20 protein-coding genes and 1 pseudogene are annotated in these 22,817 nt (G+C 58.9%); 11 read left to right on the top strand and 10 right to left on the bottom strand.

The genetic code is table 11. The features are described from left to right. Window positions 1-105 precede the first annotated feature (105 nt). The 6 genes from QO005_RS19690 (at window position 106) to QO005_RS19665 (ending at window position 5,898) form a co-directional block, all read left to right on the top strand. Window positions 106-1,221, top strand: coding sequence for an ABC transporter ATP-binding protein (locus tag QO005_RS19690; RefSeq protein ID WP_307159733.1), 1,116 nt, complete (start codon window positions 106-108; stop codon window positions 1,219-1,221). Further along, on the top strand, window positions 1,218-1,868 hold the full coding sequence (locus QO005_RS19685; RefSeq protein WP_307159732.1) for an ABC transporter permease: 651 nt from the start codon (window positions 1,218-1,220) through the stop codon (window positions 1,866-1,868). Before QO005_RS19690 ends, QO005_RS19685 begins: the two co-directional genes overlap by 4 nt. Further along, window positions 1,865-2,536: an ABC transporter permease gene (locus tag QO005_RS19680; RefSeq protein WP_307159731.1), complete on the top strand. Its 672-nt coding sequence runs from the start codon at window positions 1,865-1,867 to the stop codon at window positions 2,534-2,536. Before QO005_RS19685 ends, QO005_RS19680 begins: the two co-directional genes overlap by 4 nt. Window positions 2,537-2,593: 57 nt before the next feature. Continuing rightward, a complete protein-coding gene (locus tag QO005_RS19675; RefSeq protein WP_307159730.1) occupies window positions 2,594-3,508 on the top strand; it encodes an ABC transporter substrate-binding protein in 915 nt (304 codons plus the stop codon). Window positions 3,509-3,600: 92 nt separating this feature from the next. Then, entirely contained in the window at window positions 3,601-4,341 is a 741-nt protein-coding gene (gene hutC / locus QO005_RS19670) for a histidine utilization transcriptional repressor HutC (protein WP_307159729.1), read from the top strand. Window positions 4,342-4,410: 69 nt separating this feature from the next. Then, the gene (locus tag QO005_RS19665) at window positions 4,411-5,898 is read left to right on the top strand and encodes an HAL/PAL/TAL family ammonia-lyase (protein WP_307159728.1); all 1,488 of its coding nucleotides are present in this window, start codon (window positions 4,411-4,413) and stop codon (window positions 5,896-5,898) included. A gap of 15 nt (window positions 5,899-5,913) precedes the next feature. Here QO005_RS19665 and QO005_RS19660 read toward each other — a convergent pair whose 3' ends face one another. After that, window positions 5,914-6,660 (bottom strand): phosphate/phosphite/phosphonate ABC transporter substrate-binding protein, encoded by a 747-nt coding sequence (locus QO005_RS19660; protein WP_307159727.1) that lies wholly within the window; start codon window positions 6,658-6,660, stop codon window positions 5,914-5,916. 20 nt (window positions 6,661-6,680) lie between these two features. Continuing rightward, entirely contained in the window at window positions 6,681-7,721 is a 1,041-nt protein-coding gene (locus tag QO005_RS19655; protein WP_307159726.1) for a fatty acid desaturase, read from the bottom strand. Window positions 7,722-7,854: 133 nt separating this feature from the next. On the opposite strand from QO005_RS19655, the gene QO005_RS19650 reads away from it, so the two are divergent. Further along, window positions 7,855-8,691, top strand: a complete 837-nt coding sequence (locus QO005_RS19650) for a helix-turn-helix domain-containing protein (RefSeq protein WP_307159725.1) — start codon at window positions 7,855-7,857, stop codon at window positions 8,689-8,691. Window positions 8,692-9,047: 356 nt separating this feature from the next. On the opposite strand, the gene QO005_RS19640 is transcribed toward QO005_RS19650, so the two are convergent. Then, window positions 9,048-9,914, bottom strand: a complete 867-nt coding sequence (locus tag QO005_RS19640) for an aldo/keto reductase family oxidoreductase (RefSeq protein WP_307159724.1) — start codon at window positions 9,912-9,914, stop codon at window positions 9,048-9,050. Between the two features lie 117 nt (window positions 9,915-10,031). Here QO005_RS19640 and QO005_RS19635 point away from each other — a divergent pair, with 117 nt between their 5' ends. Beyond that, window positions 10,032-10,934, top strand: a complete 903-nt coding sequence (locus QO005_RS19635) for a LysR family transcriptional regulator (protein ID WP_307159723.1) — start codon at window positions 10,032-10,034, stop codon at window positions 10,932-10,934. 128 nt (window positions 10,935-11,062) lie between these two features. Here the strand turns inward: QO005_RS19635 and QO005_RS19630 are convergent, their stop codons facing one another. The 4 genes from QO005_RS19630 to QO005_RS19615 form a co-directional block, all read right to left on the bottom strand. Further along, window positions 11,063-12,433: an LLM class flavin-dependent oxidoreductase gene (locus QO005_RS19630; RefSeq protein ID WP_307159722.1), complete on the bottom strand. Its 1,371-nt coding sequence runs from the start codon at window positions 12,431-12,433 to the stop codon at window positions 11,063-11,065. Between the two features lie 147 nt (window positions 12,434-12,580). Beyond that, on the bottom strand, window positions 12,581-13,234 hold the full coding sequence (locus QO005_RS19625) for a methionine ABC transporter permease (RefSeq protein WP_307159721.1): 654 nt from the start codon (window positions 13,232-13,234) through the stop codon (window positions 12,581-12,583). Continuing rightward, on the bottom strand, window positions 13,215-14,372 hold the full coding sequence (locus tag QO005_RS19620; protein WP_307159720.1) for a methionine ABC transporter ATP-binding protein: 1,158 nt from the start codon (window positions 14,370-14,372) through the stop codon (window positions 13,215-13,217). Before QO005_RS19620 ends, QO005_RS19625 begins: the two co-directional genes overlap by 20 nt. Continuing rightward, window positions 14,369-15,166: a MetQ/NlpA family ABC transporter substrate-binding protein gene (locus tag QO005_RS19615; protein WP_307159719.1), complete on the bottom strand. Its 798-nt coding sequence runs from the start codon at window positions 15,164-15,166 to the stop codon at window positions 14,369-14,371. Before QO005_RS19615 ends, QO005_RS19620 begins: the two co-directional genes overlap by 4 nt. Before the next feature lie 122 nt (window positions 15,167-15,288). Between QO005_RS19615 and QO005_RS19610 the strand changes: the two are divergent. From QO005_RS19610 to QO005_RS19600, 3 genes and pseudogenes are all read left to right on the top strand, one after another. Beyond that, a pseudogene (locus QO005_RS19610) lies at window positions 15,289-15,456 on the top strand (NtaA/DmoA family FMN-dependent monooxygenase); the annotation flags it as partial. Window positions 15,457-15,590: 134 nt separating this feature from the next. Beyond that, entirely contained in the window at window positions 15,591-16,910 is a 1,320-nt protein-coding gene (locus QO005_RS19605; RefSeq protein ID WP_307159718.1) for an LLM class flavin-dependent oxidoreductase, read from the top strand. 348 nt (window positions 16,911-17,258) lie between these two features. Further along, on the top strand, window positions 17,259-18,332 hold the full coding sequence (locus QO005_RS19600) for an LLM class flavin-dependent oxidoreductase (protein WP_307159717.1): 1,074 nt from the start codon (window positions 17,259-17,261) through the stop codon (window positions 18,330-18,332). A 708-nt stretch (window positions 18,333-19,040) separates the two neighbouring features. On the opposite strand, the gene QO005_RS19595 is transcribed toward QO005_RS19600, so the two are convergent. Genes QO005_RS19595 through QO005_RS19585 form a run of 3 tightly spaced genes read right to left on the bottom strand, consistent with a single transcriptional unit; the run spans window position 19,041 to window position 22,772 of the window. Beyond that, a complete protein-coding gene (locus QO005_RS19595) occupies window positions 19,041-20,171 on the bottom strand; it encodes an NAD(P)/FAD-dependent oxidoreductase (protein ID WP_307159716.1) in 1,131 nt (376 codons plus the stop codon). Between the two features lie 55 nt (window positions 20,172-20,226). Next, a complete protein-coding gene (locus tag QO005_RS19590; protein WP_307159715.1) occupies window positions 20,227-21,243 on the bottom strand; it encodes a Gfo/Idh/MocA family protein in 1,017 nt (338 codons plus the stop codon). 20 nt (window positions 21,244-21,263) lie between these two features. After that, on the bottom strand, window positions 21,264-22,772 hold the full coding sequence (locus tag QO005_RS19585; RefSeq protein ID WP_307159714.1) for an amino acid ABC transporter permease/ATP-binding protein: 1,509 nt from the start codon (window positions 22,770-22,772) through the stop codon (window positions 21,264-21,266). Between the last annotated feature and the right edge of the window lie 45 nt (window positions 22,773-22,817).

The raw sequence follows: 22,817 nt of genomic DNA, 5'->3' as shown, positions 1-22,817 counted from the left end.
TTAAGCAACCCGGCTTGCACTCCCTTCTCCTTCGTGCTTGTATAGACAACTACGGCACCGGATTTGAGGCCGATACCGCTGCCGGACAATAAGGGGACTGTGCCTATGATAACATTCGATCACGTCAGCAAGCACTATTCCGGGCCGACGACGGCTGTCGATGACCTGTCGCTGACGGCACCGAGCGGCAAGCTGACCATTTTCGTTGGCCCATCCGGCTGCGGCAAGACGACATCACTGCGGATGATCAACCGGCTGATCACCCCCTCTTCGGGTAGAATTCTTCTGGATGGTGAACCGACGGACGTGATGGATGTTGCGTTGCTTCGCCGCAAGATCGGCTATGTTATTCAAAACGCCGGTCTCTTCCCGCATCGGACAGTTGTCCATAATATTGCGACGACTGCGCGGCTGAACGGCATGCCCAAGCAAACCGCGCTTCGCATCGCGCATGATCTCCTGGAGCGCGTCGGACTTTCCTCAGCATTTGCCGATCGGTACCCATGGCAGCTTTCCGGCGGTCAGCAGCAGCGCGTTGGCGTCGCCCGCGCCTTGGCGTCCGATCCCAAGTTCATGCTGATGGATGAGCCTTTCAGCGCTGTAGACCCGGTGGTGCGTGGCCAGTTGCAGGACGAATTTCTGAGGCTGCAGCGAGAGATCGGCAAGACGATCATCATGGTCACGCATGATATCGACGAGGCTTTGAAGCTCGGCGATCAGGTGGCCGTTCTGCGCACCGGAGGCACACTGGCCCAGATGGCTTCTCCCCAGGAACTGCTGGCAAGGCCCGCCGACGATTTTGTCGCAGATTTCATAGGCCGTGATCGCGGTTATCGCATCCTGGGCTTTGCCGAATTCAACCATGAGGGTGTGCGTTTGGGCAAGGAGCCGACAGTGGCTCTCGGCGCCACTCCCGAAACCCTTCGTCAGATTGCGACTGACCGATGGGTCCTTGTCGCCGACGAGCAGAACCGTCCCCTTGGATGGGCGGATGTCGAGGGTGTAAAAAACCCGTTGCGGAACGGCGACCTCAATCTCAGCGGGACGCTTGCGGTCGAAGGCAGCAGCCTGCGCCATGTCCTCGATGCAGCACTCAGCTCCCCATCCGGTCGCGGTGTGATCGTCGGGCCGGCTGGCGAATTGATCGGCACGGTGACACTGTCCCACGTAGCAGCAGCAATCGAGGCTGCTCGTACCGGACGGCTTGGAGCGCGCCCATGAGGTTCGACTGGCTCTATCGTGAATCGGGCCGGATTGCCGAACTGTTCTTCTGGCACCTCGGACTTTCCGTCATTCCAGTCTTTATCGGTCTGGTACTGGCCTTGCCCCTCGGTTGGATGGCACAACGCGCCGGATTTTTCCGCTCCGCCATGCTTGGCGCAACCGGGCTCTTCTACACCATTCCATCACTCGCGCTCTTCGTCCTCTTGCCGCTTGTTCTCGGCACACGCATTCTCGATCCGCTGAATGTCGTCGTGGCACTCACGATTTACGCCCTTGCGCTTCTGGTACGCACTGTTCATGACGGTCTTCAGTCCGTGCCATCCGATGTGATTCAGGCAGCCAATGCCATGGGCTACCGCACACTCCCAAGGCTGCTTCTCGTCGAGCTTCCCCTTGCCGTTCCCGTGATTGCGGCGGGCTTGCGTGTCGCCGTGGTGTCCAATGTCAGCATCGTCTCAGTCGCAGCCCTTGTCGGAACACCGCAGCTCGGCCTGCTGTTTACACAAGGACTTCAACTGCGGTTCCTGACGCCGATTCTCGCCGGGATCTTTCTGTGCGTGCTGCTCGCGGCACTGCTGGACGGGATCGTGCTGTTTGTCACGCGGCGCATCACACCATGGCAGCCGAGAGGTGCTGAGCGATGATTGCATGGTTTTCAGACCCGACCCATTGGACCGGAACAGATGGCGTCTTCGCCCTTGTCGTCCAGCATCTGATCTATAGCGGGCTTGCGCTTTTCTTCTCATGCATGATCGGCCTGCCGATCGGCCTTTATGTCGGACACACAGGCCGTGGCGTGGTTCTTATCGCAGGGCTTGCCAATGCGCTCCGTGCTCTTCCGAGCCTTGGACTGATCGTGCTCCTGGTCATCCTGTTCGGGCCTGTCTTTGCGTCGGACATGGCATTCATCGTGCCGAGCATCATCGTTCTGGTGCTTCTTGCCGTGCCGCCGATCATGAGCGGGGCCTATGCGGGTGTCGCCGCCGTTGATCCAGCGGCGGTGGATGCGGCGCGTGGCATGGGAAAACGGCCTCTCGATATCCTTTTCGATGTGGAACTGCCATGCGCCCTGCCGCTGATTTTCTCAGGGCTGCGCAGCGCGACGCTGCAGATCATCTCAACGGCTACCATTGCCGCTTATGTCTCGCTTGGCGGGCTCGGGCGTCTCATCATCGATGGGCGCGCACAGAATGACTATTATCAGATGGCGGCAGGCGCCGTTCTGGTCGGCGCGCTGGCACTGATCGTTGACCTCATCATCGGGATCATTTCAAGGCTGACCGTCTCACCGGGACTGACGCGACGCGTCTGAACGAACCACGCATCACCCAAAACCGCATTTCATTCCAAACCCAAAGGAGTAGCTTGCATGGCCTTCAAGATATTGAGAGCGGCTGGCGCGTTGGCGCTGACGGTGCTTTCTGCCACCACAACGCTTGCCCAGACCGATCCGCTCGGCGCTGCTCCGGCCGCGCGGACGGACACGACCACCGTCATCGTCGGCTCAGCCGACTTCCCCGAAAGCCAGCTTCTGGCAACCATTTATGCCAAGGCGCTTGCCGCGAAGGGCATCAAGACGGAAACCAAGCTGAATATCGGCAGCCGCGAGGTTTACATGCCGGCACTTCTCGACGGATCCATCGACCTCCTGCCCGAATATACCGGAGCGACGCTCAGCTATCTCGACAAGAGTGCAACGGCGCACTCGCCGGAAGACGTGGCTGCGGCCCTGAAAAAGGCGCTGCCCCAGGGTGTCGTGATGCTGACACCTTCCGCGGCTCAGGATTCCGATGGCGTTGCGGTTACCCGCGCCACGGCAGAGAAATACAAGCTGAAGACCATCGCGGACCTCGCGCCGGTCGCTTCCAAGCTGGTGCTCGGCGGCCCACCCGAGTGGAAGACCCGCAAGGAAGGCATCATCGGCTTGAAGACTCTCTACGGACTTGAGTTCAAGTCGTTCAAGTCGCTTGATGTCGGCGGCCCGTTGACGCTGTCGGCACTGATGAACGATCAGGTTCAGGCCGCAAACCTGTTCTCGACGGACCCTGCCATCGCCGCCAACGATCTCATCATTCTCGAGGACATCAAGAACCTCTTCCCGGCCCAGAACATCGTCCCGGTGATGGCCAAGGCGAAAGTGAACGACATGGTGACGAAAACGCTGGACGCCGTGTCGGCAGCATTGACCACCAAGGATCTTGTTGTCATGAACGGCCGCCTGGCCAATCACGACAGCTTCGATGTGGTTGCCGAAGAATGGCTGACGCAACATAAATTGAACTGATTGCAGTGTGCGGGTATGGCACTAACCATACCCGCACACGCATTCGGTCTGCGTCGGATGACGAATTGCGGTCGTTCGCTTTTGGGAGCCCCATGCAAACGGTAGAGAAACAGGTCGAAAAGGGTCCGGACGGGCAGGCATCCGAAAAGCCGCTTTACGTCACGCTCAAGGATTATGTTCGAAGCCGTGTCGAAACCGGCGAGTGGGCGGTCGGCCATAGAGTCCCGTCCGAAAACGAACTGGTTGAACTCCTGGGCGTGAGCCGCATGACCGCCAACCGGGCGTTACGCGAATTGGCGGATGAAGGTTTCGTGGTCCGCGTGCAAGGCAAGGGCTCCTTTGTTGCCAGCAAGAAGCGCACCTCCCAGTTTCAAAGCGTTCCGAATATTGCCGACGAGATCACCCGCAATGGCGGCGTCCACACGGCAAGCGTGATCATGCTGCGGATGGAGACCTGCGACGCGGATCTCGCAGAGGCGCTTGCCATCGAGATCGGCAGCCCGGTTTCGCATTCGGTGATCGTACACGCCGAAGATTCCATTCCGATGCAGATCGAGGATCGTTTCGTCAATCACGCGATCGTCCCAGACTATATCGATCAGGACTTCGTCAAGACGACGCCGAACGGTTATCTCACGGCCGTCGCGCCGATTGTCCGGGCCGAGCAGCATATCGAGGCGGTGACAGCACAGCCATGGGAGTACAAGCTGCTGGCAATTGCCAAGACCGAGCCCTGCCTTCTCGTTCGGCGCCGAACCTGGTCCGAAGCCGGCGTGATTTCCTCGGTTCGTCTGCTCTACCCTGGAAGCCGCTATCGCCTTTACAGCACCTGATCGCCAGGGCCGTGTTCGCTCCCGAGTCCGGTGATATCGCCCACCTTTTTTGAAGAGCAGGAAGCCCTGATGACCGTGTTGCTGGATGACAGGCTGACTTGGCAGGACGTGGCCAAGGTCAGCAAAAATGCTGGCCTTACCCTTTCTGAAAACGCTCTCGCCCGCATCGAAAACGCCCGCCGGATCGTGGAAAGCATCGTCGAACACGGCATCCGCGCCTATGGCATCACCACCGGCGTCGGCGCCTTGTCGGATACGGTGGTCGATCGCGCTGCGCAGGGCAAGCTCTCACGCAGTATCATTCTCAGCCATGCCTGCGGCATCGGCCCGCTTCTTCCCCGCAGTCACGTGCGCGCCATCATCGCGGCTCAAATCGCCAATTTCGCCCATGGCTATTCCGGGGTGCGCAAAGAGATTATCCATCATCTCACGGCCTTTCTCGAACGGGACTGCATTCCCGACATGCCCTCACGCGGGTCCGCCGGATATCTCACGCACAATGCTCATACCGCGCTGGTCTTGATCGGTGAGGGCTCGGCCCGTATAGGCGACAAGGCATTTCATGGAAGGGAGGCTCTGGCTGCAATCGGCCTTGAGCCGCTCGTTCTAGAGGCAAAAGAAGGCCTCAGCCTGGTCAACGGCACGGCTTGCGCCACAGGCCTTTCCAGTGTCGCTCTCGACCGCGCCGCTCATCTGCTGGAATGGGCGGACGCCATTGCCGCGCTCACTCTCGAGGCGATCGGTTGCCAGATGCCTGCCTTCAGCGATGCCGTTCTGTCGCTCCGGGCCTCGGAGGGTATTGCCGCTGTCGGCGCTGCCCTTCGGGCTCGCCTGGATGGCAGCGGCCTGATCGCAGCCGCGCAAGGCAAGCGCACCCAGGATGCTCTCAGCCTGCGCTCCATTCCCCATGTGCATGGCGCGGCCCGCGACGTTTTTGCCAATTGCGCCGCCGTTGTGGATCGCGAACTGGCCTCCGTCACCGACAATCCAGCGGTGTCCGGGACACCCGCAGAACCGCATGTCTGGTCGCAAGCGCATGCGGTGGCTCCCGCCCTTGGTCAGGCCACCGATGCTCTTGCCATCGCGATCACGCAGATTGCAGCAATGAGCGAGCGACGGATCGACCGACTCGTCAACCCGCTGGTGAGCGGGCTGCCGCCCTTCCTTGCCTCCGATCCCGGAAGCCATTCCGGGTTCATGATTGCACAATATACCGCTGCCGCTCTGGCCAATGAGAACCGTCGGCTTGCGGCACCGGCCTCCACGGATGGCGGCCTGACGTCAGCCCTGCAGGAAGATTTTCTCGCGCACCCGACTGCCGCAGCCAACAAGCTTCTCGCTGTTTTGGATAACGCCGAATATATTCTCGCGATCGAATGGATGGCAGCCACTCAGGCGCATGATTTCCTCAACAAGGAAGACCAGCGCGCATCCGGCACGGACGCAGTTTACAGCCTGCTTCGCTCGCATATCGGCCATTACTCGGATGACCGGCCGATCGCATCCGACATGGAAAAGACCCGGTCGCTCTTGTCTCGACAAGCGCCCACGCAGTAACCGGGGCCAGCTCTGCTACATCGGAAATTCAAGATCGATGCCCTTGGCACGAATAAAAGGCAGGCCTTTGCGTCGTGCCGTCCATCCGACGATATGTAGATCCTTCGCGGCAGGCTCATATCGTTCAGCCAGCATCCAGGATCTGCAGTCGATGGCGGCGAAGTCCGCGTCACCTCGGGCAACGGCGACCACAGAACTGCGATGTGCACCGGTTTCGATCAGTTCGGCAAATATGTTGAGACTTTCGCCAATCGCTTCCAGATCGCGCTTCAAGGCCAGATAACCGGACATAGACCGATACTCATTGAAGGCCAGTTTTCGTCGCCGAAAGACATTAAGCCGCAGGATCGCCTCTCCGGTCTCCGGCGCGGCGGCGGTGGTCCACCCCTGCCCTCGCCTGCTAATGATGGCGCTGGAATAGAAGGTACCGGCTCCGCCTTCGATGCCATCATAGTCGCTCTGACCGATGACCTGGACATGCTTTTTCAGTCCAAGCTCCATCGGCCCCCAGCAGGTGCTGGAGATCAGGAGCGCGGGATGGCGCCACAGGACGTCCAGATCGAGCTCGTCCGGAGCAAGCACTGCCGGATCGGGCGCGATGATCGCCCCGTCATCGCTGCAAATGCCACCAGGAACGGGCGGCATATCGCCGTTGCGCCGAACGAGATGCTCAGGCGCATCAATGCCATGCGCGATGAAGCGAGCACGCATGCTCGCCCATGCCGCATCGGTTTCGGCACGCAATTCCGGCCAGTCATACATCGGAAGGGCGGCGATCCATCTCACGCTGTCACATCCGTTGGGACGGCAATGCCGGACAGACCATAATCGGCGAGATCGATCTGTTTCTGGGGCGCAACATCTGCCATGGGAACGGCGTCATTCCGCCTCAATACGGGGTGTGCGACAGGCTCTTTCGCCCTGAATGCAAAGGCGCGAAACACGTCGAAATAGTTCGCGAAGACATAGCCCTCATTCATCCTTTGCCACTCGGCGCGTCTGGCGCGATAGAGCGCTGGCAGCTTGTACCAGGCCGCGCTCGGAAGCTTATGATGCACGAAATGCAGGTTGTTGTAGAGAAAGAGCGGGGCAAGAACTGACTTTTCAACGATAATCGTCCGTCCGTCCGGCTGCTCAGACCATTGATGCTCGCAGTAGGAGCGAATGCCGATGATGGAAATGCCGAGATAGGCGGGGATGCCGAGATAGATCCAGACAGGAATGCCGAACAGCAAGGATACGACCATCAACGTCGGAAGCAGCCCAGCAAGATGCAGCGCCCAGGCGAGGATAACCTTTCGATCGCCCTTCAGGATCTTCTGCCATTCGGACACCGTGAACCCCACGACCATCAACGGCGGACCGATCAGCAGCCGGCCAATCATCGTATTGTTCCAGGTCAGGAGGAGCTTCAAAAGGCCGTGCATGGTTTCCCAGTCTTTCAAGGCGCGGTAGTAGCTTTCAGGATCGTCGAAGGGGTCCGTCAGGCGTTCATCCGCATGATGCTGAAGATGGGTTCGCTTATAGCTGCGATAGGGATAGAAAATACCGAGCGGCGCGAAGACGAGCGCTTCATTCAGCCTGGCATTGCGGGTGGGATGCCCATGCAGAACCTCGTGCTGTAGCGACGAATGCAGTGCGACGGCTACCCCCATCACAACCAGCGCAAAGATTGGATAGGCCGGATAAAGCAGGTATCCGGCAGCCGCCCAGAGGCTGTAGCACGCAATCAGCAGCGAAAGCGTTGGCCACTCGACCTTAAGCGAACGCCTTCGTCTTCGTCTGAAAAGCTGGCCTGATCTGTCGATAGAAAAGTTGCTCATGCGGCCCCCGGATCATTGTGGAAATCAGAGTTCCATCAACGGGTGCAGCGCACAATGAGAGTATGGTGACAGACTGTTGATTATGATAATAGAAAATAGAAGATGTTAATAATTATAAACAATGGGGTGTTTTATGGACAAGCGGACTCTTGCTGATCTGTTCCGTGTCAGGCTGATGGAACTCGTTACGCGCTCCGGCTCGTCTCACTCCGCCTTTGCAACGGGAATTGGCATCGACCGTTCCGCTCTCTCACAGCTTCTGTCGGGCGATTCGGCACGCCTCCCGCGGGTGGAAACACTGCTCAATATCGCAGAACGTCATTCAGTCTCACTGGACTGGCTTCTCGGCATCTCGCACGATCCGGGGCTGACAGGGGAGTTGCGCCCGAGCTTCGAGATAGAGGAAGGTGGGGAAGATTATACCGACACGCTGCTGATGAAATGGCATGCGGAGGCGACGGGCTCCAAGATACGCTATGTTCCGGCCCGCATTCCGGATCTGCTTCGCACTCCGCAAATCATTGCATTTGAGGCCGAAAGCGCTCATCAAAGCGTAAGGGCGCAAGCAAGCGAAACCGCCTTCCGTCTCGACTACAACCGTCAACCTGGCACTGACATGGAAGTCTGCATGCCGCAGGAGACGCTGGAAGCGTTTGCCCATGGAAGCGGCATGTGGAGTGGCTTGAAACGGGAGGTTCGCGCCGAGCAGTTGCAACACATGGCAGACCTGATCACCGAACTCTATCCTTCATTTCGTCTATTTCTGTTTGCTGAAAAGGAGCGGTTTTCGGTTCCCTATACGATCTTCGGCTCTCAGCGGGCGGCGATTTTCGTGGGTGGAATGTATCTTGTCCTCAATAACACCGATTCCATTCGGAAAATGCAGCGTCATTTTGATCAGTTGATCAGGTTCACCCGCGTTCATGCCCATGAAACTGCCGGCTATGTAAGAGCCCTCAAAGTCTCCTGAACCATTCGCCGCCATTTCGCCTCTCTGCTCGGGGACAGCGCTCCGTTCGAACAAAACTGCAAATTTATGTCCCCGCGATCACATCCCGGTACCATAAGCAGGGACAAAGGCCTTTTCCTCTTTTCAGTCAGGGCACACAGCTTCATTCGTTGAGGAGAACGGTCTTGCCCCGGATCGTCCCGTCGGCGAGCAGGCGCCCGGCTTCTACCAGTTGCACGCCGTTGGAGCGCACCTGCGCCGTTGAAACGGCGATCCCGAGCCTTGCCGCCGCTTTATGGCCGGAAAAGCCGAAGGGATTGCCAGTCCGTTTGGCTCGGGCATTGCCTGTGTTGTCGCGGCAGCCGGCTCAAACAGCGTCAGGCCGCAACCTTTTCCAGCTCCGACAGGGCTTCCGGCGAAAGCTCGATCTGCGCCGATGCCAGGTTTTCCCGAAGGTGAGCCCGTGAAGAGGTTCCGGGTATCAAAAGAATGTTTGGTGATCGCTGGAGAAGCCAGGCAAGCGCCACCTGCATCGCAGTGGCATTGAGGCGGCTGGCCACGTTCGACAGGGTCGAGGATTGCAGTGGGGAGAAGCCGCCAAGAGGAAAGAACGGCACATAGGCGACGCCGCGAGACGCAAGCATACCGATCAAGGCATCATCCTGGCGATGCGCAAGATTATACTGGTTCTGCACGCAGACAATGTCGGTGATCGTTCCGGCGTCCTCGATCTGTTTGGCCGTGACATTGGAGAGCCCGATATGCCTGATCAGGCCCTTCTGCTTCAATTCCGCCAGAACCTCAAGCGGCTCATGGAGCGAGCCTTCCGCGGGACCATGCACGTCGAACATGGCGCGCAGGTTGACCACATCGAGCACATCGAGGCCGAAATTGCGGAGGTTGTCATGAACAGCCTGTGTGAGCTCCGCGCGCGAAAATGCTGGATTCCATGACGCGTCGGCTCCCCTGACCGCGCCGACCTTGGTGACGATCACAAGGCCGCTGTCATAGGGATGCAAGGCTTCACGGATAATCTCGTTTGTGACATGCGGGCCGTAGAAATCGCTGGTGTCGATGTGATTGACACCGCTGTCCACCGCCTCGCGCAGAACGGCTATGGCCTCCGGACGATCGCGCGGAGGCCCGAACACGCCCTTTCCCGCAAGCTGCATCGCGCCATAGCCCAGCCGGCGCACCGCATGATCGCCAAGCATGAAGGTTCCTGAAGTATCCACAATACCCATAGTTTATCTCCTTGTGTTCCTTACAAATATAGCGGTGGCATATGTGCCACAAGAAGATATAATCCGGACAGGCTGTCCGTGAGAGCGGACAATCGGTATCAGCGATCGGAGCGCGCGGTGTCGGACATTACGGATGTCAATGCGTTTTTGCTGGTGGCTCGATCCGGAGGTTTTCGGCATGCCGCGCGCGAAAGTGGCGTCAGTTCCTCGGCGTTGAGCGATGCGGTGAAACGCCTGGAAGAAAACCTTGGGATAAGACTACTCAATCGCACGACCCGGAGCGTGGTCCCGACGGAGGCTGGACGTCTTTTGCTGGAGCGCCTTGAACCCGCATTTGCTGAAGTGGCATCGGCGCTCAACGAAGTAAGAAGCAGCCGCGGCCGCACTGCGGGACAGCTCAGACTTAATGTTCCGATGAGCGCGGCAAGGCTGGTCCTGCCTCCGATCGTACCGCCATTCCTGAAGGCCTATCCCGACATAAGACTGGAAATCGTGACCGACGAGAATTTCGTCAACATCATAGAAAGCGGCTGCGATGCCGGCATCCGTTATGACGAACGCCTCGAACAGGATATGGTGGCTTTACCGATCGGCCCGCGCCAGCAGCGCTACGCCCTTGCAGCGTCGCCGGATTACCTGGCGACGAGAGGCAGACCCCAACATCCACGAGAGCTGCTCGCGCATGATTGCATTCTCGGGCGGTTTCCGGGACGCGCCATTCCCTCCTGGGAATTCGAACGCGACGGGGAGGAAGTCGTCATCAATCCTAAAGGCAACCTCGTTGTCCAATTCGGCGGCGGCACCGATCTTGGCATCGACGCAGCTATTGCGGGCTCTGGCATGCTCTATATTTTTGAGGATTGGCTAAGGCCATACTTCGATAGAGGCGATTTGATACCGGTGATGGAAGAATGGTGGCTGCAGTTTTCCGGTCCGTTCCTCTATTATCCAGGGCGGCGCCTTGTACCTGCGCCTTTGCGCGCATTTATCGATTTCGTGAGGCAATCGCACAAAGTCTGAAACGGGCCACAATGAAGCGGGCCGCCTTCGTTCCATGATTAGAGCATTTCCAGGAAAAGTGTAGTCACGGTTTTTCGTCCGGAAATGCGTAAAAACAAAAACTTAGAGCACGTCCGGTGAACCCGTGTTCACCGGACGTGCTCTAGACGACGAAACTGGCTGCCATAGTGGTTATCCGGCAGCCTGTCGCCTGCACCGAACAAGCGGCGGCGCAGCGTGCCGTCATCATAGGCCGTCTTATAGGCAGAGCGCGACTGTAGTTCCGGTACAACGATATCGACGAAATCGACATAACTTTCAGGCACCACCGTTCGCGCCAGATTGAAGCCATCAATTCCGCCCTCGTCCACCCAGGACATCAGTTCCTCGGCCACCTTGGCACCGTCCCCGACGACAACCGGATAGCGTCCACCCATCGCCAGTTCCTTCAGCAACTGCCGTTTCGTCCAGCCCTTCTGCCGCGCCAGCTGCGTAACGGACTGGATGGCATTGCCCGTTGCATATTCAATCGCTTCATCCGGCTCAAAGCGCGAGAAATCGATTCCGCTGCCCGCGGCGAAGTGTGCAAGTCCCGCCTCCGGATTGGCATGGTCCAGATAATCCGCGAGCTTTGCTTCCGCCTCCGAGGCAGTGCGTCCCGGCACGACGGTCATGCCGACGAAGATCTTGATGTCTTCCGGGCGGCGTCCGGCAGCCACGGCCTCTTCCCGCAAGGCGCGTGCGGTTTTTGCCGCAGCCGCCTTGTCGATGGCGTTGATGAAGATGCATTCGGCATGGCGACCCGCAAACCGCCGACCACGACCCGATGTGCCGGCCTGATAGAGCACCGGTGTCCGTTGTGCCGAAGGTTCGGCCAGATGATAGCCCTCGCTTTGATAGTAGGGGCCTTTATGATGGATTTTCCGCACGCGATCCGGTTCCGCAAAGACGCGACGCGTCTTGTCCAGAACAACCGCGTCGTCCGCCCAGCTTCCTTCCCAGAGCTTGTAGAGCACATCGAGATAGTCATCGGCGCGGTCGTAGCGGGTGTCGTGCTCGTTCATGCCTGTCTGCCCAAGCGCCCGGACTGCGCTGTCGAGATAGCCAGTGACGATGTTCCAGCCGATGCGGCCTTCGGTCAGATGATCGAGCGTCGACATCCGCCGCGCAAACGTATACGGCGCCTCGACACTCGTGTTGACGGTGATGCCGAAGCCCAGATGCTGCGTGGCCGCCGCCATGGCCGAAACCAGCAGGATCGGATCGTTGACGGGGAGCTGGATCGATTCTCTTAACGTCAGATCCACTGAGGACTGGTAGATATCATAGACGCCGACGATATCGGCCAGGAAGATGCCGTCGAACAGGCCGCGCTCCAGCGTTTTTGCCAGATCCGTCCAGTAGGATAGCTGCTTGTATTCGTGCGAACGATCACGTGGATGCGTCCAAAGGCCATGATTGATATGGCCGACGCAATTCATGCTGAAGGCATTGAGCAGGATCTGTTTGCGCAGGGACATGCTTTTTTCCAGAATTTTGAAGACATCGGAAGGCTGTGGTCACATCGCGCCATGACGCGGCGCCGTTGCGCCGTCTCAGAATTGCTGACCATGGCAAGATGCGTCCAGGGTAAAATCATCGCTTCCGCTTCCGTTGAATCAACCGGATTATCGTGCGCGCAAGCGGCGCACTGCCGTATCGCCAATAAACTGGACAAGACAGACGGTGGCGATCAGCACAACGATCACCGCCAGCATCACCGTGGTATCGAAGCGCTGATAGCCGTAACGGATCGCCATATCGCCAAGCCCTCCGGCCCCCACGGCTCCGGCCATGGCCGAGGCGCCGATCATCGATACAATCGTGATGGTGAAGCCGCCAATCAAACCCGGTAGCGCTTCCGGAAGCAGCACATGCCGGATAATATGCCGGCGTCGGCAACCAATGGCCTGAGCAGCCTCGATCAAACCATACTCCACCTCGCGAAGGCTGACCTCGGCAATGCGGGCAAAGAACGGTGTCGCACTGATCGACAGTGGCACGATTGCGGCCCAAACACCGATGGTGGTTCCCGTCACCAGTCGCGTGAACGGCAAAAGCGCGACCAAAAGCACGATAAAGGGCGTAGCGCGAAAACCGTTGATCATCGCGCCCAGCACCCGATTGGACCGTGGAGCGTCAATAAGTCCCCCAGGCGATGAAAGCACCAGAAACAGGGCAAGCGGAACGCCCGCAAAAAGCGCGACAATGGCAGACACGCCCACCATGGTCAGTGTATCGAGGAAGGCATGCCAGAGACGGTCATACATTTGGGGTGTCATAACCAATGATCCTTGCTGCATGCGCCAGGTCAGGATTGGCGATGAGATGGTGAAGGTCGGCGCGTGCGGCAGATGCTACAATCAGCCGTCCGCTGACATGACCCTGTATTCGGTCCAGATTGCTTTGAATGATCTGCGTGTCCTCGCCCAGGACAGCCAGAATGCGTCCGAGGTCCGGCTGTAAACCGCCAACACCCGTGTAGGTGAATTCGATCAGCGCTGTCGCAGGCTTGCCGCTCCATCGAGAGTTCAGGCGTCCCGCCAGATCTTCCGGCAGACCGCGATCAAGCGGCTTCAACAGAGCCCGCGTTGCCTCATGACGGGGATTGCCGAACACTTCCCACACACGCCCGGTCTCGGCGATCCGCCCCGCTTCCAGCACCAGAACATGGTCGCAGATCTCGCGGATAACGCTCATCTCATGGGTGATGAGAACAATCGTGAGACCGAGGCGTCGATTGATATCCTTCAGCAGGGATAGGATGGAAAGGGTCGTTTCAGGATCGAGCGCCGAGGTGGCCTCATCGCAAAGCAGGATTTCCGGGCGACTGACGAGTGCGCGGGCAATACCGACACGCTGCTTCTGCCCGCCGGAGAGCCGAGACGGATAGGTGTTTTCCTTGCCTTCCAGCCCCACAAGCTTGAGAACCGCCGCGACCCTTTCCTTGACCTCCTGCTTTTTCACACCAGCCACCACCAGCGGCAGCGCCACATTGGCGAACACCGTCTTGGCGGACAGCAGGTTGAAGTGCTGGAAGATCATGCCGACGCGGCGGCGCAGTGCCACAAGCTGATCCTCGTGGAACGTGGAAATATCCTCGCCATCGACCAGGACGTGACCACCGGTTGGTAGCTCCAGCCGATTGATCGTGCGAAGCAAACTCGACTTGCCCGCACCCGAGCGTCCGATGATGCCGAAGATAGACCCACCGGGCACTTCGATGGTGATATCCGTCAGAGCCTTTACGGGGCCAGCCGACGAAACATAGGTCTTTTCAACCGCCTCAAAGCGGATGGAGCCAGCAGCAACCGCCGCCGGCTTCCCCGTGAATGACGCTTCCAAAGTCCCAGCGCTGTGCGAAGCGACCCCTGCTACGGTCAGAACATCCGTTGCTGCGTCAAAAAGAACGGCGCTCATTTTTCCCACGCAATCGTGTAGAGCTTGGGATTGTGGGCAAAGCCCTTGTCAATTGCTTCGCGTACCGGCTTGGACGTCTGATAAAGCTCGACTACTTTCTTCAGGGCAGGATTGCCTGCCTTGGCCTTGTTGGCTGCAAAGACAATTGCGAACTGCTTGTCATCAATTCCGGAGAAAATCAGGGCCGAGCCGGGATCGAAGGTCTTGGCCGCAATAATGAAATGCGGATAGCCGAGCGCCAGATCCACATCGCCAGTCACGCGCGCCAACTGCGGGCCTTCTACTTCCTTGAACGTCACCTTCTTCGGATTGTCGACGATGTCATCCAGCGTGCCGAGAAAGCCGACGCCGTCCTTGAGCTTGATCAATCCGCCTTTGGCCAGCAGCAGCAGGCCCCGCCCCTGATTGACCGGGTCATTGGCGATGGCAACCGTCGCCCCCTGCGGAACGCTGGCAAAATCCTTATACTTAAGGGAATAGATGCCGATATTGGCCAGCGTACCGACACCGATAGGCGTGATGTCATAGCCCTTCTGTTTGACGGCATTGGTGAGGAAAGGCACGTGCTGGAAATAGTTGAGATCGAGATCACCGGCATTCAGCGCTTCGTTGGGCGTCGTCCAGTCGCTGAACTCGATGACCTGAAGATCAATGCCGGCAGCCTTTGCCTCGGGCACCAGCGCTGTAACGGAATCGGCGTACACACCCGGCACGACACCAATCTTCACAGTTTCAGCCATAGCCGTCCCTGCAATGGCAAGAAACAGGGCAGACAGAAGGGCAGTCAGTTTCATGGGAGCCTCATCAAAATAATATCGACAAATCTAGTAGAAAATATCGATTATGAAGAGGTAATCTCTGCCTGTCTGTTAGGCCAACGCGAAAAAACATTCCAAAAAGGAACAAGACCTTTCTGGAGGACGGGACCGTGGACGGCTATACGCTGCAGCCGCCACGTGCGCCCGATGATATCGAAGAGTTCGTCGAAAAAGCCGTGCCGATCCTGCAGGATCGCGGGGTCTATCCGCGCGAATACGAAGGCCGCACCATCCGCGACCGCTACCGCCTGCCCTATCCAGACTGAAGGCCAAAACCGGGCAGGCAAGCCATGATAGAGACAAGCAGCCCCTTGCAACGCTGCCTGTCCATTTCGATATGACAATCCTGCCCTCGTCGCATTTTGCCGGCGGCCCATTCTTCTTCCTGCGAGACAGTCCCATGAGCAAGTCGCTTCACCTCACCGCCTTCATGCGCCCCGTCAGCCTTCATACGGGCGCCTGGCGCTACCCGGGTGCCTATGCGGATGCCAACTTCAACTTCGGCCACCTGAAATCCTTTATCCAGAGCCTGGAGCGGGCGAAGTTCGATGCCTTCTTCATGGCCGATCATCTGGCTGTTCTCAACATGCCGGTGGAAGCCCTGAAGCGCAGCCATACGGTGACCTCCTTCGAACCTTTCACGCTTCTGTCGGCATTGGCGGCGGTAACGGACAAGATCGGCCTTGCCGCAACCGCCTCGACCACATTCGATGAACCCTATCATGTGGCCCGCCGCTTTGCCTCGCTGGATCATATCAGCGGCGGTCGTGCCGCCTGGAACATCGTCACCACGTCCAACCCGGATGCCGCCCGCAATTTCGGCCTGTCAGACCATGTGGAGCATGGCGAGCGCTACAAGCGCGCCCGCGAGTTCTTTGACGTCGTAACCGGGCTTTGGGACAGTTTTGCCGACGACGCAATGATACGCGATCAGCAAAGCGGTATCTTTTTCGATCCGGACAAGCTGCATGTGCTGGATCATAAGGGCGAAGAGTTCACCGTGCGCGGGCCGCTGAACATCGCCCGCCCAGTGCAGGGTTGGCCGGTCATCGTGCAGGCCGGTCAGTCGGAACCAGGCAAGCAATTGGCCGCCGAAACGGCGGAAGTCGTGTTTGCTGCCCCACGCGATCTGACAACGGCAAAAGCGCTTTATGCCGACATCAAGGGGCGGATGCCAGCCGTGGATCGTGACCCGGCGCATCTGAAGATCCTGCCTGCGGCGATGATCGTTATTGGCGACAGTGTCGAGGATGCCAGGGCAAAGCGTGCGAAGCTCGACAGTCTCGTGCATTACGACAGTGCAATCGCGTCGCTTTCCATCGCTTTGGGACATGATGCTTCCGGCTTCGATCCCGATGGGCTCTTGCCCGAAATCCCGGAAACCAATGCCAGCAAAAGCGGACGCGCGCAGGTGCTGCGGCTGGCGGAGCAGGAAAAACTGACTGTGCGGCAACTGGCACAGCGCTATGGCGGTTATGCCGGTCTCGCTTTCGTCGGCACGCCAAGGACCATCGCGGATGAGATGGAACGCTGGTTGCAGGAACAGGCTGCGGACGGCTTCACCTGCGTCTTCCCCTTCCTGCCCCAGGGGCTCCATGACGTAACGGAAAAGCTTGTGCCAGAATTGCAGCGACGCGGTCTGTTCCGTTTGGACTATGAAGGTTCGACCCTGCGCGAGCATCTTGGCCTGCCCCGTCCTGCCAATCGGTTCTTCCGTTAGAGCATTGTCCCGAGAAAAGTGGAATCCGGTTTTCCGTCTGGAAATGCGTAAAAACAAAGAGTTAGAGCGCCGATCTGATTCAATCAGATCGAAAAGCGCTCTAAGCAGCGCGTCGCCTAGACCTCAAGCTCAGAGGGGCGATCAGGGGCAGATTGATGGCTCTTTGCTGTCGCATGGCTGCATCCCGGTGACATAGTTCATCCTCTCTCGTCAAAATAGAATATAATTTCTATAGAATATAGTTTCAATTGTTAGTCTGGGTGCATCACCAAAGATCTTCTTCGCTGGCGTCCAACCCGCGCGGCGTAACCCCATACATCCTTCCCTCCTTTCTATACGGGCATCAGCATGAGCAGCAAAACCGAGTTTCTCTGGTATATTCCGAACGACGTGAAGGCAGGCCATCGGGGCGATACGGTCGCGCAAAACCACAACAGCCTTGATGCCTTGACCGCTCATGCGACCGCGTTGGAAGAGCATGGCTGGACAGGCGCGCTGATCGGCACGGGCTGGGGCCGGCCGGACACATTCACCGTCGCAACGTCTCTTGCCGCTCGAACGAAAACATTCCAGCCGCTGATCGCCATCCGTCCCGGCTACTGGAAGCCTGCCAATTTCGCCTCTGCAGCAGCCACGCTCGACCATTTGAGCGGCCAGCGCATCCGCGTCAACATTGTCTCAGGCAAGGACGATCTTGCAGCCTATGGTGACAGCGAAGGCGACAGCACCCATCGCTATGCCCGCACGAAGGAATTCATGCGCCTTGTCCGCAGGCTGTGGACGCAAGAGGCCGTGACCTTCGAGGGCGAGCATTTCAAGGTAAAGAACGCAACCGTCCAGCCACGGATCAAGGCGACACCAGAGCGGCTTCATCCGAAGCTCTATTTTGGTGGCGCGTCGGAAGCGGCAGAACGGGTCTCGGCGACGGAAGCGGATGTACAGCTGTTCTGGGGCGAACCGCTGGAGGGCGTGAAGGAACGCATTGAGCGACTGAAGGCACTCAGCAAGGCCCTCGACCGCGATCTTCCACCACTGCAATTCGGCCTTCGCATCACCACGCTGGTGCGTGACACCACAGAAGAAGCCTGGCGTGATGCCGAGGCAAAAGTGGCGGAGATGGCGAATAACGGCGGCGCAGGCTGGCATGATCACAAGCGCGAAGTGGCTGTCGGCCAAAAGCGGCTTCTCGATCTTTACGCGAAGGGGGATGTTCTGGATGACAATCTATATACCGCCCCAGGAAAATTTGGCGGCGGTGGTGCGGGCACGACATGGCTTGTGGGTTCGGCAGAGGATGTCGCCCGCTCACTCAACAAATATCGCGACCTTGGCATCACCCAGTTCATTCTCTCCGATACGCCCTATCTTCAGGAAATCGAACGTCAGGGGAAGACGCTTCTGCCGCTCCTCGGCGAGATATGATAGGCTTATCCAGCCGTGGCGCCCTTCGCCATCAGTCACAAGTCGAATTTTAAGCACCACTCGACCGTCAGGCGGCTTACTGCATAATTCCTTAAATCGGAATCGATTTAAGGAATTATGCATTAGATGGAAAGCGATACAGCAAACCTTTGTGCGCCATATATGGCGCACGGCGCTGTAGTTTGAAGCCTCCGCTGGTCCAGCCCGAGAGGTTCACGCCAACGTCAGCTCAACCGAAATTGGAAATACAACCAGACCGACGATATCACCTTAACCTGAATTCGGTTACATGGGAGACTTCGGCCTTGAGGATTGAGACATGGCTCCGGCCGCAGCTTTCCACTCTGCGGTCGCCTGTGGCGGGGGTCATGCACGTATGTCCATCGCAACCGCTTCTCACAAGGCGTTACAGTGACATCGCTCGCCGGAACCAACAAAAGACGCCTTGCCTTTATCCATGATCCCTTTAGCACTTTTTGGAAATGTATATCTGGTTTTCAAGATCTAAAGCACGTTGAGGCTTATCAGCCTCATGCAACGTGCTTGAATTTCTTGTTTTAACGCATGTCGTTATTGCAAAACCGCGCATACTGTTGCGCGACAGGCTTTAGAGTCAGTCGGGTTCATATTAAACCCGACTGACCCTCTCTTCTCTTGTTTTCGTTTGTCTTCCCGGGAAAACTGGGGGCCACTTTTCCCTGACGAACTCTAAAGACTGGCGAAGCGTTCAGGACGGAAGGTAGTCAGCATGGGATGCTCCTCGCCTGTCACGATTTCGTAAGATAGCAACTCACCGACAATCAGGCCAAGGGTCGCACCGCTGTGGCTGAAGGCGATGTAGTAGCCCGGAATTGCCTTCAATGCACCGATCACCGGCTCGCCATCCCCGGGAATCGGCTTGCCGCCGACACCGATGGAGGCGATCTCGAGCTTCGGGTTGCCCTCCATGATCCGGCTGGTCTCGGCCAGCAGCGCCTCCACGACGGCGTTGTCGATTGCATAGCTGCCGTCGGGGCGCAGCGTCACCCCCTCGTCAGCGGCCCAATCCGCGTCCAGCGAAAAGGTCCCACCCGGCGCCGGGCGAACCGCGACGCGCGGCGTGTTAAGCACGGCGCGGAGCGGATGATCGAGCGGCTTCGTTTGCACCAGGAGGGCGATCGGCGTCCCATCGCCAATGGTCACGCCACTCTCTTCCACCATCTTTGGCACCGCCGGCCCGGTGGCAACCACCACGGCGTCGGCTTCGAAACGTGCGCCGCTTGCGGTTTGCGCGCCGATGGCTCTGCCGTTTTCGACGATGACCCGCGCAGAACCCTGATCTGTCACCAGCACGCCTCCGAGAGCGGAAAATTCCTGCAAAAGCACCTCGATCAGCCTCGGCAGGTCCACCCAGCCCTCGCCGGGATTGAAAATGGCACCCTGCGAGGGTATCCCGCGCGGATCAACGCCCGGCGTGATGCCTTCCACATCGCCAGCGACCAGATGCTGCGCATCATAGGCCAGCGAAACCTCGTGGCGATAGGCGTCCGCAATCTCGTTGCCGGCATCATCGGCATCCCAGGTCAGACCGCCGTCGAAGCGCAGCCAATCCGTATCGGGGTGCTGCGCAAACAGCGTGCGATAGCGGTCGATGCCGGCCATGCGCAGGCGGTGGTAGGGCTCGGAGCGCATGCGCGAGGAGTTCAGCCAGGAGAGCGAACGGCCTGACGCGCCGTTGGCCGCCGGGCCATCGTTGAGAATGGTCACGCGGATGCCGCGCCTGGCAAGCTGGACACCGGTCGAAACGCCGAAAATGCCGGCGCCGATGATGACGGTGGAGGAGATGGTCTGGTCTTTCATGATCTGTCTTTCAGTCGGTTTGTCATGTCATCAGAAGTGGCAGCGGCTCAGCCGGTCAGGGTTCTTCCCAACGGCCACTTTCGGCGGAACGGAAGAGCGCATCGATCACCCTCATATTGGCGACCGAGTCTTCCAGCCCCGTTGCGAGTGGCGTGCCGAAAAGCACGGCCTCGCAGAAGGCATCAGCCTGTTCACGGTACTGGTCGACCGGCTCGATCGCGATTTCAGTGCGTCCGCCACCCTCGAGATCGCGGCCATCATCGAGGATGAGCCGGGTCGGCAAATCGGCAGGCGCATTGAACGGAACAGGTATCTCCAGGCGCCCGCAGGTGCCGAGCACAGTGATCTTCTGCGTCAGCGCCAGTTGGGTTGAACAGGTAAAAGCAAGCTGGCGGCCCTGCGGAAAGGCCAGCAGGCCGCTGGCCAGCCGGTCGGTGCCGAAGACCTGGTCCCGTTCGATCAGCGCAATCGCCCGCAGCGGTTCGGCGTCGAAAAGAAACCGGGCCGTGTTGATGGCATAGCAGCCGACATCGAACAGGCCGCCTCCGCCGATATCCGCCTGATTGCGAACGTTCCGGGGATCATCGAGATAGTAGGAGAAGATCGTCTGGATGGCGCTCACCTCGCCGAGCCGCCCTTCGGCAATCAGTGATCTGGCTCGCTTCCACTGCGGATGGTGGCGGACCATGAAGGCTTCCGCGACCGGTAGGCCGGCAGCCTTCTGGGCGTCCAGAAGCTCCATCGCTTCTTGCGCATCAAGGGCGATCGGTTTTTCGCAGAGCACCGGCTTTCCCTGTTGCAGCGCCTTGATCGTCAGGGGCACATGCAGATGGTTGGGCAGGGGGTTGTAAATCGCGTCGATCTCGGGATCGGCCAGCAGCGCCTCATAGGAGCCATAGGCCTTTGCGATACCGAAGCGTTGTGCCATGTCGTTTGCCTTCTGCGGATCGCGCGAGGCGATCGCCGCAACCCGGCCCAGACGGCTGGACTCGATGGCAGGAATAACCGCCTTGGCGGCGATGCCGGCGCACCCCAGAACACCCCAGCGTATTTTTCTAGTCGTTTCCGTCATTGGTCTCTCCCTGCCCACGATCACAGAACTTCGGCGAGGAAGCGTTGAAGCCTTGGGCTCTGCGGGTTATCGAAAATTGCTTCGGGCGAACCGGTTTCCACCACGCGCCCCTCATCCATGAACACCACCTGATCGGCGACGCGGCGGGCGAAGCCCATTTCATGCGTGACGACGACCATGGTCATGCCGCGCCGGCCGAGATCGGCCATCAGGTTCAGCACACCCTTGACCAGTTCGGGATCGAGCGCGCTGGTCACCTCGTCGAACAGAATGACCTCCGGCTCCATCGCCAGCGCCCGGGCTATGGCAACACGCTGCTGTTGGCCGCCCGAGAGCCCGCCCGGACGATGATGCTGGCGGCTGGAGAGGCCGACATCGGCAAGCCTGGCCTTGGCGATGCGTTCAGCTTCCGCCTTCGGCAGCCCCTTGATCTTCGTTAGCGACAACATGACGTTTTCAAGCGCCGTATGATCCGGGAAGAGATTGAAGTGTTGGAACACCATGCCGACCCGTCGGCGCAAGGTTTCGGGCTTCATGGCCAGAATGCTCTCGCCGTCGATGAGAATCTCGCCGCTCTTCGGCTCCACAAGACGGTTAAGCCCGCGCAGCAGCGTCGATTTGCCGGAGCCGGAGGGACCGATGATACAGGTCACGCTGCCAGGTTTGACGGAAAGATCGACACCTTTCAGCACGTCAAGATCGCCATAGGCCATGCCGAGATTGGACACTTCCAGGCTGCCGCCCTTGAAGTGCATGCCGGAGGCGTTGGCGGCTCCCTCCAGTTCTCCGACCTCTTCCAGTCCGCTTGTGACCACCGCCGGACGCTGCTTGCCCAACCGCAGACGGGTGTCGATGGCGTTGACCACATGGGTGAGCGGCACAGTGACAATCAGATAGAAAATACCGGCGAGAAGCAGCGGCGACAGATTGCCCGTCACCACGGCCTGATCCTGTCCGACACGAAAGATCTCGCGCTCGGAAGCCAGCAGGCCGAGAAAGTAGACGAGGCTCGAATCCTTAACATTGCCGATAAACTGGTTGACGAGGGCGGGCAGCACCCGGCGCACGCCCTGCGGCACCACGATCAGCCGCATGCCCTGCCCGTAGCTCATCGAGAGCGCCCGGCAGGCCTCCATCTGGCCGCGGTCGACACTCTGAATGCCGGACCGAAAGATTTCGCCGATATAGGCGCCGGCAATCAGGCTGAGCGCCAGGATGCCGAGCGGATAGGGCGATGCACCGAAGAGTTCGCGCCCGATACGGGCAAACCCCTGCCCGATCAGCAGGATGGTGACGATGGCCGGAAGGCCGCGAAAGATATCGGTATAGAGACGCGCCGGAATGCGCAGCCATGGCGAGCGCGAAATGCCCATGATGGCCAGCACCATGCCGATCACGACACCCAGCACCGTGGAGGCCGATGCGAGGATCAGCGTATTTTTCAGGCCGACAGTGATCATGGTCGGCAGCACTTCGGCCATCGCATTCCAGTCGAGGAAGCTGCGATGCAGATTTTCAAGCCAGTTCATCAGAAGATCCCTTGAGAGAAGAACCGGTCCGGCATCAGCTGCCGG

The organism is Allorhizobium paknamense, assembly GCF_030815125.1.
Lineage (GTDB): Bacteria > Pseudomonadota > Alphaproteobacteria > Rhizobiales > Rhizobiaceae > Allorhizobium > Allorhizobium paknamense.
Note: the sequence above shows the minus strand (reverse complement) of the source record. Positions and strands in the feature narration are given on the sequence as shown.